Raw genomic sequence first — 17,814 nt, 5'->3', positions numbered from 1 at the left:
CGGCCTCAGTCGACCGGTGCCGGCTCGGCCGCCGGGACTGCTGTGCCCGCAGGCGTCGTGGCTGTCGGCGCACAGGTCGAGCACACGCGTTCCACCGTGTATCCCTTCGCGGCCAGCTTGCCCACCACGCCGTCCGGTCCGATCAGGTGCAGCGCACCGACGACGACGAGGATGTCGCCCGGCTGCTGCAGCATCTGCTCGAGCTTGGGCAGCCAGGCATCGTTGCGTTCGGTATTGATGCGCGCGTACAGCGCGGGGAAACGCGCCGACATCTCCACGCCCATGTCCTGCCACAGGCGGTCCGCGTCGCCGGCGCGCCAGGTGTCGTGCAGCTTGCGGATCGAATCGGGACCGGCGCCGGCCTGGTCGAGCGCGTCCTGCAGCATCTCCGCCTGTTCCAGACGCCCCATGCCGTCGAGGAATCCGATCTGCTGCGCCGCGGACTCCAGGCCGGCGGTCGGCGTGGCGGCAGCCTGCGCCTGGCGCGCGAGCTGCGCATCCATGCCCAGCTGTGCCTGCAACCCGTAACGGCCGAGCTCGGTCGTGGTCACCATCAGCGAGACGAACCACGGTTCGAACAACTGCAGGCTCGACGCGCCGCCCGCCGCCTTCAACGCATCCGCATTCGCCGCCGCCCAGATGCGGAGCGCTTCCGCCGTCTGCGGCGGCAACTCGTCGTCGAGCCGGCTGCCGTCGGTCCGCAGACCGGCCTGCATCATCTGCAGACCGAGCGTGGGCGAATGCAGTTCTTCGGGCGCGAGTTCGAACACCACTTCGCCTGCACCCGAGACCACGGCGGCCACATCCTGCGACAACGGATAATCGTCGGGCGTGAGGAAATGGAACGAGCCCAGCAGATACAGCGCGCCATGTTCGCCGCTGACACGCCACAGCAGCGGCACCGGGGCGGGCGCGAGCGCGCCGTAGCCGATCGCCGGCGAGATCTGCGCGCCATCGGCGGGCAGGATCGCCGGCGAGGTCAATGTGGCGGGCGCTTCCAGCGGCGGGTCGGCGTGGACGGCGCCGCCCGCGAACAAACCGGTGATCAGTACGGCGGTACGAAGGAAACGGAACGACACGAGTCGACGCATGCGGAAGCGGTCCTAGTCGAGAAACGGGGTCATGCGATCGCCGGCTTGCGATAGGCCTTTTCGCCCGCCGGCACGGCGAGATCGAGGCGGTTGTTGGCTGGCGGCAGCGGACAGGTCGCGTAGGCGGTGAACGCGCACGGCGGGTTGTAGGCGCGGTTGAAGTCGAGGCGCAGTCGGCCGTCGGCACCCGGCGCGGGCGCATCGAGATAGCGGCCGGCGCTGTAGCTGCCATGGCCGCTGGTGCGGTCGGCAAAGATCAGGAACAGCGTGCCGTCGCCACCGTCGAGTGCGTCCAGCGTGTAGCGCGTGCCTTCGCGCTCGAATGCCACCTGTCCCGGCGTCGGTGTGTCCTCGACCATGCCCAGGATATTGGCGATCGGCAGCGTCGCACCCGCGGCGGCCGGTGCGAACGTGGCCTCGACCTGCCAGTCGCGCGCGGTAGGCCAGTACTCGATGCCACCGAAACGCAGTCGCGAGGGCGCATCTTCATGCCGCGCACGCACGAAGGCGCTGCCACCGCGCTCGATGACCGAGAGCGCGCCCTTGCCGTCGTCGAAGCCGAGCGTGCCGGGCGTCGTGTCGGCATCGCTGCGCAGGCGCACGCGGCCGCGCACCGGCTGGCCGTCAAGCGTCACGGCGACGCCGCGCTCGGGCGTGAACCAGTACGCGCCGTCGCCGGACTGCAGCAGCCCGAGCTTCTCCGGGCCCATCGCCAACCGGATGCCGCTGCGCGCGCCGCTGCCGATGAAGTGCGACTTGAGTTCGATCCGATGCAGTCCGATCAGGCTGGTCCAGCCGTCGGGGGCGACCAGTCGCGCCTGTCGCTGCTCCTGCCAGCTGCGCGTTTCCGCCGCGAATGCGGCGTCGAGCCTTGCCGCCTCGGCACGTGCATACGGATCCTCGTTGTCGGCGGTCTCGCCGCAGGCGACGAGCAGCGCCACCAGTCCGATCGTCAAGCAGTGGCGCCAATGCGGCATGTCAGCGTCCTCGCAGGAACCAGCGGTCGATCTCGGCGAGCGGAAAATGCGCCCACGTCGGACGGCCATGATTGCACTGGCCGGAGCGTTCGGTCGCCTCCATCTGGCGCAACAGGGCGTTCATCTCGTGCAGCGTCAGGCGCCGGTTGGCGCGCACCGCGCCATGGCAGGCCATCGTCGACAACAGTTCGTCGCGCGCCGAACGCACGCGCAGGCTTTCGCCGTGCTCACGCAGGTCGGCCAGCACGTCGCGCAGCAGCGCCTCGGTGTCGCCATGCGCGAGCAACGCCGGAACACCGCGCAGCATCAGCGACTGCGGCCCGGTGCGCGTGACCTCGAAGCCGAGTTCGGCGAGCGTCGCCGATTCGGCCTCGGCCACATCGGCCTCGCGTTCGGACACCGCCACGGTCTGCGGCACCAGCAGCGGCTGCGTGCGCACGCCCTCGCCATCGTGCGCGGTCTTGAGCTTCTCGTAGCCGATGCGCTCGTGCGCGGCGTGCATGTCGACGACGATCATGCCGTCGGCGGCCTGGCTGAGGATGTAGATGCCGTGCAATTGCGCGACCGCATACCCGAGCGGTGGCACCAGCGCGCCGGCATCGTCCACGGCCGCATCCGGCGGCGACATCGGCGGCGGCGCGAAGGCGTCGTGGTGCCCGGCAGCCTGCGCCGGCGGCGCGCCGTACAACGCGGCATAGCCCGCGCGCGCCTCGTCGACGCGCAAGGCCAGATGCGGCTGCGGCATCGATCGCGACCAGGCCGGCATCGACGGCGACGCCGGCGATGCGGTGAATGCATCCGACGGCGACGCAGCCGCGAGTTCGCCCGCCTGCCCGGCGCGTGTATCGGCCAGCGCCTCGTGCAGCGTGCGATAGACGAAATCGTGGATCAGGCGCGCATCGCGGAATCGCACTTCGTGCTTGGCCGGGTGCACGTTGACGTCGACGCGGGTCGGGTCGAGTTCGAGGAACAGCACATAGGCCGGCTGACGACCGTGATACATCACATCGGCGAAGGCCTGCTTCACCGCATGCGCCACACTGCGGTCACGCACCGCGCGACCGTTGACGTAGAGATACTGCTGGTCGGCGCTGGCGCGCGAGTACGACGGTTTCGCGATCCAGCCGTGCAGACGCAGACCTGCGGCAGCATGTTCGACGCGCAGCGCGGCATCGGCGAACTCGCGGCCCAGGGTTTCGACCAGACGCGCGCCGGAGAACAGATCCTCGTCGCCCTTGTAGCGCCGCGACGGCTTGCCGTTGTGACTGACGCGCAGCTCGACGTCCGGTCGCACCAGCGCCAGCGCGCGCAGCCATTCCTCGATGTGGCCGAGCTCGGTGCGCTCGGCGCGCAGGAACTTGCGTCGCGCCGGCACGTTGTAGAACAGGTCGCGCACTTCGACGGTCGTGCCACGCGGGTGCGGCTTGGGCGCGACGATACCGACGCGCCCGCCATCCACATCCAGCACCGAGCCGTGCGCATCGTCCTCGCGGCGCGAGGCCAGCGAGAACCGGCTCACCGATGCGATCGACGGCAAGGCTTCGCCGCGGAAGCCGAGCGTGGCGACGGCTTCCAGGTCATCGAGCGAGCCGATCTTGCTGGTGGCATGCCGGGAAACCGCGAGCGGCAGTTCTTCCGGCGGAATACCGCTGCCGTCGTCGCGGATGCGGATCAGGCGGACGCCACCCTCTTCCAGATCGATGTCGACGCGCAGCGCGCCGGCGTCGAGCGCGTTCTCGACGAGTTCCTTGACCACGGACGCGGGCCGTTCGACCACCTCGCCGGCGGCGATCTGGTTGACGAGGATGTCGGGCAGCTGGCGGATCGGCACGTGGGCATCGGCGACGCGGGCGCGTCGCGGCAGGAATCAGTGCTGATGATACCGGCTCGCATGAAGCCTGGCCGGTGGTGTCAGGGGCTGCCGCCCGAACCGTTGGCCGCCGAGGCGGCCGCGCGCGCGGCATACAGCGTGCCCGGCGGCGGCTGCGCGGTGAAGTACGTGTTGATGCCGTTGAGCACCGCGGTCGCCAGACGCCGCTGGTGCGCCGGATCGAGCAGACGGCGCTCTTCCTCGGGATTGGAGATGAAGCCGGTTTCGACCAGCATCGCGGGCATGTCGGCGTTGCGCAGCACCGAGAAGTTCGCGTACTCGACGTTCGACTTGTGCGTCTTGCCCACGTGGCGCAGGCCGGCCAGCACGTGCGTGGCCGCGTCCTGCGAGGCGCGCATGTGGCCGCTCTGGGCCATTTCCAGCAGCACGTTCGACAGCGTGTCGCGCGACAGCGACACACCGCCGACCAGGTCGGCGCTGTTCTCGCGGTCCGCCAGCCAGCGCGCCTGCTGCGAGGATGCGCCGCGCGTGGACAGCGTGTAGACCGACGAGCCGTAGGCCGCCCGGTTGTGCGCCGCGTCGGCGTGGATCGAGACGAACATGTCGGCCTTGGCGCGCCGCGCGCGCAGCGCACGCTGCGGCAGCTCGATGAAACTGTCGTTCTCACGCACCAGATGCGCGCGCATGCCCGGCGTGGCATTGATCTGGCGCGCCAGCTCGCGGGCGATCGCCAGGACGACGTTCTTCTCGTGCGTGCCGGCTGGCCCGATCGCACCGGGATCTCGGCCACCGTGGCCGGGGTCGATGGCGATCACCAGCGGACGCATGCCCGGCCCGATCGCGGCCGGCATGGGCACCTGCTGCGCGGGCGTGACTTCGCGCTGCGCGGGCGGCGGCGCGACCGGCGTCGGTGCAGGCGTCGACGCCTGCGCGTCCGGCGCGGCGACCGGCGGTGTCGGCGACGTCGGGGCAGTGCCCATGCTCGAAATCAGGCGCGAAGTCGCATCGTTGGACGCGACGGCGGGATTGGGTAGCGGTGCGGTCGGCGCCGCGGCCGATGCGCCTGCGGTATTGCCCGCGGCGATCCGTGCGATCGGATCGCCGGCTGCATCGCCGGGCCACTCGATGACCAGCGTCGCGCCGTCGGGACCGTCCTCGATCCGCGGCGGCATGGCCTTCACCGACGAGGCGAGGTCGAACACGATGCGGGTGGTGCCGGCGACCGGCTGACCGCTGCGCACCGCGGTGATGACACCGCCGCCGGCCGGCAGCGCCCCGCCACGCAGACGCGTGCCGGGGAAATCGACGACCAGCCGGGCGGGATTGGCGAGCGAAATGAGGGTGTATTCGGCGCGCGTGTCGAGCTTGAGCTCGGCGCGGGTGCCGGTGGCGCCGGCGCGGACATCCACCCCGCGCAGCTCTGCGCCGTAGGCGAAATTCCAGCACAGCGCGGCGACCAGGGCGATCGCCAGCACGGCCTGAGACAGGTTGATCCCCCGGATGCGCATGGCGACAAGTCAATCACCGCACCCGGAACAATGCAAGCCGTTTTTCCTTACGAATCCGGGGCCTGCGCGCCTTTCCTATGGTTTCGGTTCAGGAAGCGATGACAAACGCGGATCGCTTTCCACCGCGGCCAGCCAGTCCGCACCGATGGCGCCCCCGGCGACCAGCGCCGCCGAACGCCCGATACCGTCGATCGCCAGCGCGATCTGCAGGTGCGGCGCCGGCAGTGCGCCCGCGCCACGTTCGGGCCATTCGACCAGCCACAGCGCCGCGGCGATGTCGTCGAGGCCGAGGAAATCGAGTTCGCCGGCATCGCCGATCCGGTAGAGATCGAGGTGCAGCGCCTCGCCACCGTCGACGGGATACCGCTCGACGAGCGTGTAGGTCGGGCTGCGGACCGTGCCGGTCACGCCGAGCGCGCGCAGCCATGCGCGCGCGAGCGTGGACTTGCCCGCGCCCAGATCGCCCAGCAGGTGCACCACCGCGCCGTTCGGCTGATGCGCGGCGAGCACCTGGGCCAGCAGTTGTGTCGCGGCCTCGTCGGGAAGATGCCAGCGGCTCATGCGTGTGCTCCGGGATTCGCGCAGGCGCGCAGGATGTCGATGAGATCGCCCGGCAGCAGGCCGCGTTCGCCGCCCTGCGCGGCCGCGCGGTCGCCCGCCACTGCATGCAGCAGGGCGGCGCAGACCGCCGCGTCTTCCGCGCCGTGACCCTGCGCGCGCAGTGCGGCGATGATGCCGGTCAGCACGTCGCCCATGCCGCCGGTCGCCATGCCGGGATTGCCCGCATCGATCAGCCACGGCACGCCGCCGGGCGCACAGACCAGACTGCCGGCGCCCTTGAGCACGACCACCGCGTTCCAGCGTGCGGCCAGTGCACGCACCGCGGCAGGGCGGTCGCGCTGGATGTCGGCGGTGTCCACACCGAGCAGGCGCGCGGCTTCGCCCGGATGCGGTGTCAGGACGACGCCTGCAGGCAAGGTGCGCGGCCGCGCGGCGAGCAGGTTCAGCGCGTCGGCATCGAGCACCAGCGGCCGATCGTTCGCAGTCGCCGCATCGAGGGTCTCTTCGAACAGGGTGTGACCCCAGGCGCCCCGCCCCAGGCCCGGGCCCAGCGCGACGACGTCGGCGGCTTCGAACGCGCCTGCCAGCGCCGAGACGTTGTCGGTACGACGGACCATCGCCTCGGGCCAGCGCGCGAGCAGCGGCGCGACGTGCGCGCCTTGCGTGGCCACCTCGACCAGTCCGGCACCCGCGCGCAGGGCGGCACCTGCCGCGAGCAGCACGGCACCGCCCGTGCTGTGATCGCCGCCGATGCACAGCACGCGGCCGTGTCGGCCCTTGTGCGCGTTGCGGCGGCGCGGCTTCAGCCAGTGCGCGAGATCGTGCGTGTCCACGCGACGCGCGGCGGGTCGCGCATCCGTGACGCACGTCCGGGCGATGCCGAGCGTGTCCAGCGACAACGCACCGGCGTGGTCGGGGCCATCGCCGGTGCGCAATCCGAGCTGCGGCGCGAGGAACTGCAGTGTGCGGGTGGCGACCACCGCGGCACCGGCCACGCTGCCGCGATCGGCCGACAGTCCGCTGGGCGTGTCGAGTGCCAGGACGGGCGCGCCATGGCCACTGATCGCCTCGATCAACGCCGTGGTTGCGTCATCCGGCGCGCGCGACAGACCGATGCCGAACAGCGCGTCGATGACGAGATCCGCGGCCGGCAATGCGCCGTCGAAATGCACGATGCGACCGCCGGCGGTTTCAAATGCAGCGCACATTGCCTGCGCCGCCTCCGTCCGCGGCGCCTGCGACTCGAGTCGTACGACACGCACGTCCATTCCAGCCTGCAGCGCCTGCAAGGCCAGTACGTAACCATCGCCCCCGTTGTTGCCGGGCCCGCAGACGACCGCGATGCGGCGTGCATCCGGCCAACAGCGGCGTGCCATCTGCCAACCGGCGCGCCCTGCGCGCTGCATCAGGATTGCGGGATCGGCCTGACCGGCGAGCGCCGACGCTTCGATCGCCCGCAGCGCGGCCGTGTCGTACAGCGGGTCACCCGGCAGGGCCATGGCACAGGGTTCACTCATCGCGCGGATTCTATACTTCGCGCATCGTGAAGCCGTCCGTCGCCACCGCCGTTTCCGCCGATGCGGCACCCGCCGCCCTCGCCGCGCGCATCAAGGCGATCGCGGGCGAGATGGGGTTCCAGCGCTGCGGCATCGCGGGCATCGATCTGCGCGAAGACGAAGCGCATCTGCGCGACTGGTTGGCCGAAGGGCTGTACGGGACCATGGACTGGATGGCCCGTCACGGCGACATGCGTGCGCGGCCGGCGGAACTGCTGCCGGGCACGGTGCGCGTCATCTCGGTGGGGCTCGACTACGGCCGCAACGACGACGACAGCGCCTGGGACACGCTCGCCGACGGCAGCCGCGCCTACGTGGCTCGCTATGCGCTGGGCCGCGACTATCACAAGCTGATGCGCAACCGGTTGCAGAAGTTCGCGCACCGCATCGCCGGGGAGATCGGGCCGTTCGGACATCGCGTGTTCGTCGACTCGGCACCGGTGCTCGAACGCGCGCTCGCACGCGATGCGGGCCTGGGCTGGATCGGCAAGCACACCTGCCTGATCGACAGGAACGGGGGGTCGTGGTTCTTCCTCGGCGAGATCTACGTCGACGTGGCGCTGCCGATCGACCCGCCGGCGACCGCCCACTGCGGCACCTGCGTGCGTTGCATCGACGTCTGCCCGACGCGCGCGATCGTCGCGCCGCACCGGCTCGATGCGCGCCGCTGCATCGCGTATCTGACGATCGAGCACGAAGGCGCGATCGACGCCTCGCTGCGCCCGCTGATCGGCAACCGCATCTTCGGCTGCGACGACTGCCAGCTGGTCTGTCCGTGGAACAAGTTCGCCAAGCGTACCGACGAGCCGGATTTCCGCGCGCGCAACGACCTCGACACCGCGTCGCTGGCCGACCTCTTCGCCTGGGACGAGGACGAGTTCCTGTCGCGTACCGAAGGCTCGCCGATCCGCCGCAGCGGACATCGCCGCTGGCTGCGCAATCTCGCGGTCGCGCTGGGCAATGCGCCGGGCACACCGGAGACCATTGCCGCCCTGCGCGCGCGCCGGCACAGCGGCGATGCGCTGGTCGACGAGCATGTGGAATGGGCGCTGGGGCTCCACGGCGTCGCGTAGCGCGGAGAAGCCGCTCCTTCCCCCGCTTGCGGGGGAAGGCCGGGATGGGGCAAACCCGAAGCTCCGGATGCAATGCATCGAGCGCGATTGCCCGGCCGCATTCTCACGAATGCCGGTGATGCCGCCATCGGACACATCGCCCCCACCCAACCCTCCCCCGCACGCGGGGGAGGGCTCCACGTTCGATCAGCGTCCGCGGCGCGCGCGGATCTCGTCGAGCACGGCGCGCGTGACCGGATCGGCAACGTCGACGCCGTCGCCCTGCACCGCCGGCAACAGCTCGCCGGCGATGCGCTTGCCCAGTTCGACGCCCCACTGGTCGAAGGCGTTGATGCCCCAGAGCACCGACTGCGCGTAAACACTGTGCTCGTAGAGCGCGATCAGCGCGCCGAGGCTGCGCGGATCGAGACGGTCGAGCAGCAGCAGCGTCGACGGACGGTTGCCCGGATACGACTTCTGCGGGTCTTCGGCCGAATAGCCGTTGGCCAGCGCTTCGGTCTGCGCGAGCAGGTTCGACAGCAGCGCGGCGTGGTTGTCGGCGTGCGGATGCGCGGGATTCACCACGCCGATGAAATCGGCCGGCACGGTCTGCGCGCCCTGGTGCAGCGCCTGGAAGAAGCTGTGCTGCGAGTTGGTACCCGGCCCGCCCCACAGCACCGGTACGGTGTCGAGGCCGACGGGCTCGCCCTCGGGCGTGACCGATTTGCCGAGGCTCTCCATCACCAGCTGCTGCAGATACGCCGGCAGCAGCGCGAGGCGCTCGTCGTAGGGCAGCACGGCGTGCGTGGCCAGACCCAGCGCGTTGCGGTTCCACACGCCTGCCAGGGCATGCAGCAGCGCAATGTTCTCGCCGACCGGGGCCTGCAGTGCATGCGCGTCCATCTCGGCGGCGCCGGCGAGCAGTGCCTCGAATCCGTCCATCCCGACCGCGAGTGCGATCGAGAACCCGACCGCCGACCACAGCGAATATCGCCCACCGACCCAGTCCCACATCGGCAGTACGCGCTCGGGCGCGACGCCGAAGGCCTCGGCGCGCGGCACGTTGGCGCTGACCGCGTACAGACGTTCGCTGCCGCCGAGCCAGTCGCGCACGACGGCGCCGTTGAGCAGGGTTTCCTGCGTGCCGAAGGTCTTGGAGACGAGGATCGCGGCGGTCTTTGCCGGATCGAGCTTCGCCAGACGGTGCTGCGCATCGCTGCCGTCGACGTTGGTCAGGAAGTGCACACGGAAACGACCGGTGCCGAAATCCTTCAACGCGTCGACGACCAGGCGCGGACCGAGATCCGAACCGCCGATGCCGACGTTGACGATGTCGGTGACGTCGGACGCCTCGAGCTGCGCGACCAGTTCGGCCATGCGCACGCGTGCTTCGGCCGCCTGCGCATGCGCGTCACGCGCGATCGCGGTCTGCGACAACGCCGAACGCAACGCGACGTGCAGCGCCGGACGGTTCTCGGAGGTGTTGACGGTCGCGCCATCGAACAGCGCGCGGAACGCCTGCGGCAACGCGGCCGAATCGCCGAGCGCGACCAGCGCGTCACGCGCATCACGGTCGAGCCGCTGGCGCGCGAAGCTGGCGTAGAGCCCGCCGATGCGCAGTGCGAAATCCTGCGGACGCGTGGCGTCCGCAGCGACGAGGTCGGCGATGCGCGCCGAATCGAGGCGACGCGCGTGCGGCGCCAGCGTACTTTCGATCCGCCGCGCCGCCGTCGTCATCAGGCAGCCTGCGCCGGGATGGATTCGTTGGTGTGGGTCATGCGGTTGTCGCGGTCCACGTACACCAGCTTGGGCTTGAACTTGGCCACTTCGGCCTCGTCCAGCGCGCCGTAGGCGCAGATGATGACCAGATCGCCCACGCCGGCCTTGTGCGCGGCCGCACCGTTGACCGAGATGATGCCGCTGCCCACTTCGGCGCGGATCGCGTAGGTCGCGAAGCGCTCGCCGTTGTTGATGTTGTAGATCTCGATGCGCTCGTACTCGCGGATGCCCGACAGGTCGAGCAGGCGGCCGTCGATCGCGCACGAGCCTTCGTAGTGCAGCTCGGCGTGGGTGACGGAGGCGCGGTGGATCTTGGCTTTCAGCAGGGTGAGTTGCATGGCAGGCACGGCCGGATCACGGCATCGGACAAAGCGGGAAACCCGCAGGAACCGCGAAGTATAGGGGCGCCCTGCCGCATCGCAACATCGCGCCGGAGCGTGGCTCGACGGGATTCAGCGCGCCGTCGGCGTCGCGTCGAGCCTGAATTCGAGGTTGTCGATCAGCCGCGTCGCACCCAGGCGCGCTGCGGCGAGCACGACGGCGGCCGACTGCCCCTCGACGAACGGCGCAAGGTCCGGGGCGCGGACTTCGACGTAGTCGACATCGAACCCGGTCTCGCGCAGCGCGGCGATGGCGCCGTCGGCCGCATCGGCCGCCGGCACGCCCTGCTGCATCGCATCGCGCAGGGCCCGCAATGCCGCGCTCAGTGCCGGGGCGCGGGCGCGCGCTTCGGCATCGAGATACTGGTTGCGCGAGCTCAGCGCCAGCCCGTCGGCATCGCGTGCGATCTCGACCGGCAACAGTTCGACCGGGAATGCGAGGTCGGCGACCAGATGCGCGATCACCGCCAGCTGCTGATAGTCCTTGCGGCCGAACGCGGCGACATCCGGCTGCACCTGGTTGAACAGCCGCGACACCACCGTGGCGACGCCGTCGAAATGGCCAGGGCGATGCGCACCGTCGAGCACTTCGGTGATGCCCGGCACGCGCACGGTCACCGTGTTGTGCAGACCCAGCGGGTACATCGCCTCGACCGACGGCATCCACAGCAGATCGCAGCCGGCGGCTTCGAGTCCGCGCGTGTCCGCGTCGGGCGTGCGCGGGTAGCGCGCGAAATCCTCGTTCGGCCCGAACTGGGTCGGATTGACGAATACGCTGGCAACGACGCGGTCCACGCGCTTTCGCACCGCCTCGACCAGCGAGAAGTGGCCCGCATGCAGGTTGCCCATCGTCGGCACCAGGCCGATGCGCAGGCCTGCGCGCTTCCACTCGGTAATCCGCGCACGCAGCGCAGGCAGGGTGTCGACGGTCTCGATCATCGGGGACTTCGTGCAGTGCAGCCGGCGCGTACGCTCAGCTGTAGGAATGTTCCGGGCCGGGGAAACTGCCGTCGCGCACCGCATCGACGTAGGCGCGCGCGGCGCCGGCGACCGAGCCGCCTTCGACGAGGAAATCACGGACGAACTTCGGTCGGCGATGGCCGCTGTCCAGGCCCAGCATGTCGTGCAGCACCAGCACCTGGCCGTCGCAGCCTGCGCCTGCGCCGATGCCGATCGTCGGCACCGGCGATGCCGCGGTGATCGCGGCGGCCAGCGCGGCCGGCACGCCTTCGAGCACAATCAGCGCAGCGCCGGCATCGGCGATCGCCAGCGCTTCGTCGCGCAGGGCCTGCGCGGCGGCGTCGCCGCGGCCCTGCACCTTGAAGCCGCCGAAGCGCAGCACCGACTGCGGCGTCAGGCCGAGGTGCGCGCAGACCGGAATCTCGCGCTCGACGAGGAAACGCGTGACTTGGAGCTTGTTGGCCGTCGCGCCTTCGAGCTTCACCATGCCGGCACCGGCCTGCAGCAGGCGTGTCGACGCGTCGAGCGCACGCTCGGGCGTCGCGTCGGCCTGGAACGGCAGGTCGGCGACGATCAGCGCGCGACGCACCGCGCGGGCGACGCAGGCGGTGTGATACGCGATGTCGTCGACCGTCACCGGCAAGGTGGACCCGTGGCCCTGCACGACCATGCCCAGCGAATCGCCGATCAGCAGCAGATCCACGCCAGCGGCGTCGAAGGTGCGGGCGAAACCGGCGTCGTATGCGGTCAGCATCGCGAGCTTGCGACCGGCGGCGCGGGCCTCGAACAGCGCGGGCACGGTGACCGGCGCGGAAGAAGAATTCGTCATCGCACTAGCCTAGCGCTTCGATGCCGGCGCGATCCACGGCCGCGAGCGCATCCGACGCAGCGCCGCGCCTGGGAATGACGATGTCTGCATCCAGTTCCAGCAGCGGCACGAGCGCGAATGCGCGCTGGTGCAGGCGCGGATGCGGAACGGTCAGTCCCGGCAGCGTGATCACCGCGTCGCCGTACAGCAGCAGGTCGAGGTCCAGCGTGCGCGGGCCCCAATGGTCGCCCGCATCGTCGGTACGCCGACGGCCGAATCCCAGTTCGATGCCCAGCAGTGCGTCGAGCAGATCCATCGGGGCCAGCGTGGTGTCGAGCACCGCGACCGCGTTGACGAAATCCGGCTGGTCGGTACGGCCCCAGGCCGGCGTGCAATACAGCGACGACAGGCGCATGCCGGTGGTGTGCGGCAGTACCGCAAGTCGCTCCGCGGCCTCGCGCAGCACCTGCGGCACGTCGCCGAGGTTGCCGCCGAGGCCGATGTACGCGCGCACGCTCATGCCTGTGCTCCGGTGCGCGCGGGCGTCATCAGCCGGCGCTCGACTGGGTGCGACGGCGGCGGCGACGGCGACGCGGTGCGCGCTCGTCATCGCCGTCCTCGTGTTCGCCGGGGTACAGGGCGATCGCGTTGTCGGGATCGCGCTGGGCTTCTTCCCAGAACGCGACGTCGGCCGCGTGCGCATTCGAGGCGTTCTGGCGCAGCACGAGGAAATCGAACGCGGCGCGGAAGCGCGGATGCGACAGGGTGCGCGTGACGCGCTTGCGCTGGCGCAGCGGGAAGCGCGCCTGCAGCAGCCAGATCTCCTGCATCGGCAGCGAGAAGCGGCGCGGCAGCGCGACGGTCGTGACCTGGTGCAGGGTGACGCGATCGGCCGCGCGGCGCTGCGCCTCGACCGGCTGCACGCCCTCGGCCTGCAGCTTCATCCAGACGCGGCAGAACGCCGGCCACAGCAGGGTCGCGAACAGGAATGCCGGCGACACCGGCTCACCCGCGGCGACACGCGCATCGGTCGATGCGAGTCCCGCGACGACCATCGCGCGCAGCGCGCCACTGCGATTGCTGGCCAGCGCGGCGGCCGACTCGGGAAACAGCGCCGACAGCAGGCCATGGCGCTCGAGCCCTTCGAAACTGGCGACCGCATGGCCCGACAGGAACAGCTTCAGGCACTCCTCGAACAGGCGCGCGGGCGCAGCTTCCGACAGCAGGTGCGCCAGGCGTGGGATCGGCTCGGCGGTACCGGGCTCGATCGCGAAGTCGAGCTTGGCCGCCAGGCGCACCGCGCGCAGCATGCGTACCGGATCCTCGCGATAGCGCGTGTCGGGATCGCCGATCAGGCGCATCACCCGGTTCTGCACGTCCTCGAAGCCGCCGACGTAGTCGCGCACCGAGAAATCGGCGATCGCGTAATACAGCGCGTTGGCGGTGAAGTCGCGGCGGACCGCGTCGTCCTCGATCGTGCCGTAGACGTTGTCGCGCAGCAGGCGGCCGCCGTCGTGGACCTCGCGGTCGCCACTGCCGTCGTCGACATTGGCGCGGAAGGTCGCGACCTCGATGATCTCGCGGCCGAACACCACATGCGCCAGGCGGAACCGGCGGCCGATCAGGCGGCAGTTGCGGAACAGCGCCTTGACCTGCTCGGGCGTAGCGTCGGTGGCGACGTCGAAGTCCTTGGGCGTCAGCCCGACCAGCACGTCGCGCACCGCGCCGCCGACGAGATACGCCTCGTGGCCGGCCTCGTGCAGGCGATACAGCACGCGCAACGCGTTCTGGCTGATCTGCCGCCGCGAGATGCTGTGCTGGTCGCGCGGAATGCTCCGCAGGCCGGCGGAAACGGGAGTTGGAACGGGAGCGGAATCGTTGTGCATCAAGACGGAAATTTTTCTCCGGCGGCCGTTGCGGCGCCAGCAAGCCTGCTATACTAGCAAGCTGCACACGTCCCCGACGCTTTGCAGGCCGGTCGTCCAACCGGTGCCGCTTGCGGCAACTTCCAGCTCCCTTCGTCTAGAGGCCCAGGACGTGGCCCTCTCAAGGCTAAAACACGGGTTCGAATCCCGTAGGGAGCGCCATTTTCAGCGAAAGCCCATGCCGGAAGGCGTGGGCTTTCTGCTTTGTGGCCGACCAAAAGTCCTGTCCACGGGCCGAGGTTTTCGCCCGGCCCCGTGTTCCATGCGCCTGACGCCTTGCCCCCACCCAACCCTCCCCCGCCTTACGGGGGAGGACTATGACCGCACGCCTCCGGACGTGCCCACGCCCGCCCGACAAACGAAATCGGAATCGAGAAGTTCGCAGCGGGGAACTCCGGGTGGTGGTCGCGCAGAGCGCGCCAGGGATGGCGCGCGCCCGAGTGAGGGCGGGTGAGCGCGGACGGCTCGCGTGGCATCGCCGCGCGACCGTGCGAGCGCCCGGCGCGCTGCGCTGGCCGGACCGCGAAGCGGCCCTGACCGAGGGAAAAGGCGACTGCCACCCGGCCACCCGGCAGGCCCTCGCGCCCTCGAAGGCAATGCATGACGCCGTGACCAGCACGACTCGCCTTGCAACGCGCTCCGCCCATCTGACAAGCACAACCCGCAAATGCGAACCCTTCGCACCGTGATCGAGGCGCTGCCTTAAACTGCAGCCCGCCGTCGCCCCACCCGATCCGAATCCATGCCTTTCGTCGTCACCGAAAACTGCATCAAGTGCAAGTACACCGACTGCGTCGAAGTCTGCCCGGTGGACTGCTTCCACGAAGGGCCGAACTTCCTCGTCATCGATCCGGACGAGTGCATCGACTGCACCCTGTGCGAGCCCGAGTGCCCGATCAACGCGATCTATCCCGAGGACGACGTGCCGGCCGGCCAAGAGGCCTTCGTCGCGCTCAATGCGGAACTGGCGAAGGCGTGGCCGGTCATCACGACCCGCAAGGACGCCCTGCCCGACGCCAAGGACTGGGAAGGCAAGACCGACAAGCTGCCGCTGCTGGAGCGCTGAGTCCACGCGCGATCCACGCGATCGCAGCGGCAACGAAAACGGGCGCCGAGGCGCCCGTTTTCATGTCGAGGGTCCGGCGCAACCGGACCGGTCGAACACCTACTGCGTGATCGCCGCGCGCAGCGATGCGATCAGGCGGGTCGGCGCATCGCCGGTCGCCGCGACGCCACGCGGATCCACCGCCGACACCGCCACGCCACCCTGCGCCGCCGCCACGCGCACCAGGAACTGGGCGCCGGCGTAGCTCACGTCGTAGGTGCCGAGCACCTGCGAACGGCTGTTGACGGTCACGCCTTCCATGCCGGCCAGCGCCTCACCGACCCGGTTGAACACCGCCTCGCGCTCACCGGTGGCGGCGAAGGACACGTTCGAATCGGTGGCGACCGGCGCGGTGCCCGAACGGGTCACCGACGTGCCGGCTTCCGGCAGCGCCATCGCGCCGGCGGTGGTCGGACGGTCGAGATCCGGCGGCACTTCCAGCGGACGGGTTTCCGGGCTCTGCGCGTACAGCGCGTTGTCCTTCTTGAACCAGCGGCAGCCACTGGTGCCCACGACCGCGACCGCGAGTGCGGCGATGGCGAGATAGCGCATGGAGGAACGGGTCGGACGCATCAAGAATCTCCTGGGGAAATCAGGCGGCGCGCGCACGGCTGGACGTTTCGAGGTCCGCCGCAAGACGCGCCGCATCGTCGGCCTGGGCGCTGTTCGCCTCGGCCAGTGTCGTCAGAGGCAGACGCAGGCCATGGCCGAAGCCCTGCCTGGCCAGCACCGCCTTGACGGGAATGGGGTTGGGTTCGATGCCACTGAAGCGGTGCAGCGGCTGCAGGCGCGCATCAAGCGCGTGGGCTGCATCCGCCTTGCCGCCGCGTGCGAGATCGCACAGCTGACGGAACGCGCCGGGCACGAGATTGGAGACCACCGAGATCACGCCGTCGGCGCCGGCGAGCATCGCCCGCGCCGCAGTCGGGTCGTCACCGCTGAGCACGGCGAAGGCGTCACTCTTCAGCGCCAGCAACGCCTGCATGCGTTCGACACCGTCATGCGCTTCCTTGATGCCGACGATGCGCGGGTGCGTCGCGAGTGCGGCGACGGTCTCGGCCTGCATGTCGGTCCCGGTGCGGCCGGGCACGTTGTAGAGCACGATCGGCAGTTCGCACGCATCGGCGACCGCGCGATAGTGCGCGACCAGGCCGGCCTGCGTCGGCCGCACGTACGGCGGCACCACGACCAGCGCCGCGTCGGCGCCCAGTTCGGCCAGGCGTCGCGTGGCGGCGATCGTCTTCGACGTCGCCGACATGCCGGTGCCCGCGAGCACGGGCACGCGCCCGGCGGCAATGGCCACTGCCGAGGTCACCAGCCATTCGTATTCATCGTCTTCCAGCGTCGCCGCTTCACCGGTCGACCCGGCCACGACCAGACCCTGGGTGCCGGCGGCGATCTGCGACTCGACCAGCCGTTTCCACGCCGCGCGATCGAGCGCACCGGTGGTATCGAAGGGCGTGGCGAGAGCGGTGATGCTGCCTGAGAGTCGCAAGATGAGGGTCCGATGGGCGGCCACACAGGGCCGCGGAAGAAGCGGAGGCGCCGGGAAACACGCGGGTTTGGCCCGGAAAAGCTGGCCGATGTTACTTGCGGCCACGAAGCGCGGGCAAGTATGCTGGCCGCCGCATCCGGCCCCGTCCGGACTGCGTTCATCCTCACAGTCGCCATCGACCCTCGCGGTCGACATGCCTTCCCGCCGCGGACGCCCCCTTGACCGATTCCGATACCGCAGCCCGGCCTTCGCCGAACGAGAATTACCTGCTGATCAACGCGTACACCACGCATCCGGCCTCGCCGTTGCTGTCGGTGTCGCGTCGCATTGCCGACAGCGGCTGCAATCTCGTCGACACGCGTCTGTCCACGGTAGGCCGCGACGTCTCGGTGACCGCGCTGGCCAACGGCCCGTGGGATGCGGTGGCCAAGCTCGAGGCGATGCTGGCGCGCCTGGAACGCGAGGAAGACCTCAAGCTGGTCTGGTACCGCACCGGGCCCAAGCCCGTGCAGTCGAACCTGCTGCCGTACGTGGTGGAAGTGGTCGCGGCCGACAAGGCCGGCATCCTGTTCCAGCTGGCCGACTTCTTCGACCGCCAGGGCATCACCATCGAAAGCCTGCACTCCTCGCGCTACCGTGCGATGCAGACCGGTGCGGACATGTTCTCGGCGCAGATCACCATCGGCATTCCCTCGAACATGCACATCGCCGCGCTGCGCGACGATTTCCTCGAGTTCTGCGACCACCTGAACCTCGACGCGATCATGGATCCGATGAAGTTCTGAT

General features: G+C 70.0%; 17 protein-coding genes and 1 tRNA gene. 4 read left to right on the top strand and 14 right to left on the bottom strand.

The genetic code is table 11. The features are described 5' to 3' along the window. Positions 1-5 precede the first annotated feature (5 nt). From E2F49_RS01045 to E2F49_RS01020, 6 genes are all read right to left on the bottom strand, one after another. A complete protein-coding gene (locus E2F49_RS01045) occupies positions 6-1,091 on the bottom strand; it encodes a TraB/GumN family protein (RefSeq protein ID WP_133392251.1) in 1,086 nt (361 codons plus the stop codon). 29 nt (positions 1,092-1,120) lie between these two features. Beyond that, positions 1,121-2,068 carry a DUF1684 domain-containing protein gene (locus E2F49_RS01040; RefSeq protein ID WP_133392250.1) on the bottom strand — a complete coding sequence of 316 codons (948 nt, stop codon included), beginning with the start codon at positions 2,066-2,068 and terminating at the stop codon, positions 1,121-1,123. 1 nt (position 2,069) lies between these two features. Then, a complete protein-coding gene (mutL, locus tag E2F49_RS01035) occupies positions 2,070-3,899 on the bottom strand; it encodes a DNA mismatch repair endonuclease MutL (protein WP_133392249.1) in 1,830 nt (609 codons plus the stop codon). Between the two features lie 80 nt (positions 3,900-3,979). Then, complete coding sequence (locus tag E2F49_RS01030; protein WP_133392248.1) at positions 3,980-5,407, bottom strand: N-acetylmuramoyl-L-alanine amidase; 1,428 nt, start codon at positions 5,405-5,407, stop codon at positions 3,980-3,982. Positions 5,408-5,482: 75 nt separating this feature from the next. Further along, positions 5,483-5,968: a tRNA (adenosine(37)-N6)-threonylcarbamoyltransferase complex ATPase subunit type 1 TsaE gene (tsaE, locus tag E2F49_RS01025; protein WP_133392247.1), complete on the bottom strand. Its 486-nt coding sequence runs from the start codon at positions 5,966-5,968 to the stop codon at positions 5,483-5,485. Next, complete coding sequence (locus tag E2F49_RS01020; protein WP_425481323.1) at positions 5,965-7,485, bottom strand: NAD(P)H-hydrate dehydratase; 1,521 nt, start codon at positions 7,483-7,485, stop codon at positions 5,965-5,967. The genes tsaE and E2F49_RS01020 overlap by 4 nt, the downstream gene beginning before the upstream one ends. 110 nt (positions 7,486-7,595) lie before the next feature. Here E2F49_RS01020 and queG point away from each other — a divergent pair, with 110 nt between their 5' ends. After that, positions 7,596-8,597, top strand: coding sequence for a tRNA epoxyqueuosine(34) reductase QueG (gene queG / locus E2F49_RS01015; protein ID WP_243713520.1), 1,002 nt, complete (start codon positions 7,596-7,598; stop codon positions 8,595-8,597). Between the two features lie 186 nt (positions 8,598-8,783). Here queG and pgi read toward each other — a convergent pair whose 3' ends face one another. The 6 genes from pgi to pcnB all read right to left on the bottom strand — a co-directional run bounded on the left by pgi (position 8,784) and on the right by pcnB (position 14,389). Further along, positions 8,784-10,313 (bottom strand): glucose-6-phosphate isomerase, encoded by a 1,530-nt coding sequence (gene pgi / locus E2F49_RS01010; protein WP_133392245.1) that lies wholly within the window; start codon positions 10,311-10,313, stop codon positions 8,784-8,786. Further along, positions 10,313-10,693 (bottom strand): aspartate 1-decarboxylase, encoded by a 381-nt coding sequence (gene panD / locus E2F49_RS01005; protein WP_055247148.1) that lies wholly within the window; start codon positions 10,691-10,693, stop codon positions 10,313-10,315. Before panD ends, pgi begins: the two co-directional genes overlap by 1 nt. Before the next feature lie 114 nt (positions 10,694-10,807). Next, positions 10,808-11,674, bottom strand: coding sequence for a pantoate--beta-alanine ligase (panC, locus tag E2F49_RS01000; protein WP_133392244.1), 867 nt, complete (start codon positions 11,672-11,674; stop codon positions 10,808-10,810). A 34-nt stretch (positions 11,675-11,708) separates the two neighbouring features. Continuing rightward, positions 11,709-12,524, bottom strand: coding sequence for a 3-methyl-2-oxobutanoate hydroxymethyltransferase (gene panB, locus E2F49_RS00995; RefSeq protein WP_133392243.1), 816 nt, complete (start codon positions 12,522-12,524; stop codon positions 11,709-11,711). Between the two features lie 4 nt (positions 12,525-12,528). After that, positions 12,529-13,023: a 2-amino-4-hydroxy-6-hydroxymethyldihydropteridine diphosphokinase gene (gene folK, locus E2F49_RS00990; protein ID WP_133392242.1), complete on the bottom strand. Its 495-nt coding sequence runs from the start codon at positions 13,021-13,023 to the stop codon at positions 12,529-12,531. 28 nt (positions 13,024-13,051) lie between these two features. Beyond that, the gene (pcnB, locus tag E2F49_RS00985) at positions 13,052-14,389 is read right to left on the bottom strand and encodes a polynucleotide adenylyltransferase PcnB (protein ID WP_133392241.1); all 1,338 of its coding nucleotides are present in this window, start codon (positions 14,387-14,389) and stop codon (positions 13,052-13,054) included. 125 nt (positions 14,390-14,514) lie between these two features. Between pcnB and E2F49_RS00980 the strand changes: the two genes are divergently transcribed. Then, a tRNA-Glu gene (locus E2F49_RS00980) sits at positions 14,515-14,590 on the top strand. 580 nt (positions 14,591-15,170) lie between these two features. Beyond that, positions 15,171-15,494 carry a ferredoxin FdxA gene (gene fdxA, locus E2F49_RS00975; protein ID WP_055247143.1) on the top strand — a complete coding sequence of 108 codons (324 nt, stop codon included), beginning with the start codon at positions 15,171-15,173 and terminating at the stop codon, positions 15,492-15,494. Between the two features lie 99 nt (positions 15,495-15,593). Here fdxA and E2F49_RS00970 read toward each other — a convergent pair whose 3' ends face one another. Together E2F49_RS00970 and dapA are read right to left on the bottom strand one after the other, a co-directional pair. Next, entirely contained in the window at positions 15,594-16,106 is a 513-nt protein-coding gene (locus E2F49_RS00970) for a hypothetical protein (RefSeq protein WP_133392240.1), read from the bottom strand. 19 nt (positions 16,107-16,125) lie between these two features. Continuing rightward, positions 16,126-17,028 carry a 4-hydroxy-tetrahydrodipicolinate synthase gene (gene dapA, locus E2F49_RS00965; protein ID WP_133392239.1) on the bottom strand — a complete coding sequence of 301 codons (903 nt, stop codon included), beginning with the start codon at positions 17,026-17,028 and terminating at the stop codon, positions 16,126-16,128. A 218-nt stretch (positions 17,029-17,246) separates the two neighbouring features. Here dapA and E2F49_RS00960 point away from each other — a divergent pair, with 218 nt between their 5' ends. Continuing rightward, complete coding sequence (locus E2F49_RS00960) at positions 17,247-17,813, top strand: glycine cleavage system transcriptional repressor (protein WP_055247138.1); 567 nt, start codon at positions 17,247-17,249, stop codon at positions 17,811-17,813. Position 17,814 lies beyond the last annotated feature (1 nt).

The sequence above is a fragment of the Luteimonas terrae genome (assembly GCF_004358165.1).
Classification (GTDB): domain Bacteria; phylum Pseudomonadota; class Gammaproteobacteria; order Xanthomonadales; family Xanthomonadaceae; genus Luteimonas; species Luteimonas terrae.
Note: the sequence above shows the minus strand (reverse complement) of the source record. Positions and strands in the feature narration are given on the sequence as shown.

Excerpts from the sequence above, each read along its gene's own strand:
- panB (WP_133392243.1), bottom strand. The coding sequence starts at position 12,524 with ATGACGAATTCTTCTTCCGCGCCGGTCACCGTGCCCGCGCTGTTCGAG.
- pgi (WP_133392245.1), bottom strand. The coding sequence starts at position 10,313 with ATGACGACGGCGGCGCGGCGGATCGAAAGTACGCTGGCGCCGCACGCG.
- queG (WP_243713520.1), top strand. The coding sequence starts at position 7,596 with ATGGGGTTCCAGCGCTGCGGCATCGCGGGCATCGATCTGCGCGAAGAC.
- tsaE (WP_133392247.1), bottom strand. The coding sequence starts at position 5,968 with ATGAGCCGCTGGCATCTTCCCGACGAGGCCGCGACACAACTGCTGGCC.
- folK (WP_133392242.1), bottom strand. The coding sequence starts at position 13,023 with ATGAGCGTGCGCGCGTACATCGGCCTCGGCGGCAACCTCGGCGACGTG.
- E2F49_RS01030 (WP_133392248.1), bottom strand. The coding sequence starts at position 5,407 with ATGCGCATCCGGGGGATCAACCTGTCTCAGGCCGTGCTGGCGATCGCC.
- panD (WP_055247148.1), bottom strand. The coding sequence starts at position 10,693 with ATGCAACTCACCCTGCTGAAAGCCAAGATCCACCGCGCCTCCGTCACC.
- E2F49_RS01020 (WP_425481323.1), bottom strand. The coding sequence starts at position 7,485 with ATGAGTGAACCCTGTGCCATGGCCCTGCCGGGTGACCCGCTGTACGAC.
- panC (WP_133392244.1), bottom strand. The coding sequence starts at position 11,674 with ATGATCGAGACCGTCGACACCCTGCCTGCGCTGCGTGCGCGGATTACC.
- pcnB (WP_133392241.1), bottom strand. The coding sequence starts at position 14,389 with ATGCACAACGATTCCGCTCCCGTTCCAACTCCCGTTTCCGCCGGCCTG.
- E2F49_RS01045 (WP_133392251.1), bottom strand. The coding sequence starts at position 1,091 with ATGCGTCGACTCGTGTCGTTCCGTTTCCTTCGTACCGCCGTACTGATC.
- E2F49_RS00970 (WP_133392240.1), bottom strand. The coding sequence starts at position 16,106 with ATGCGTCCGACCCGTTCCTCCATGCGCTATCTCGCCATCGCCGCACTC.
- fdxA (WP_055247143.1), top strand. The coding sequence starts at position 15,171 with ATGCCTTTCGTCGTCACCGAAAACTGCATCAAGTGCAAGTACACCGAC.
- E2F49_RS01040 (WP_133392250.1), bottom strand. The coding sequence starts at position 2,068 with ATGCCGCATTGGCGCCACTGCTTGACGATCGGACTGGTGGCGCTGCTC.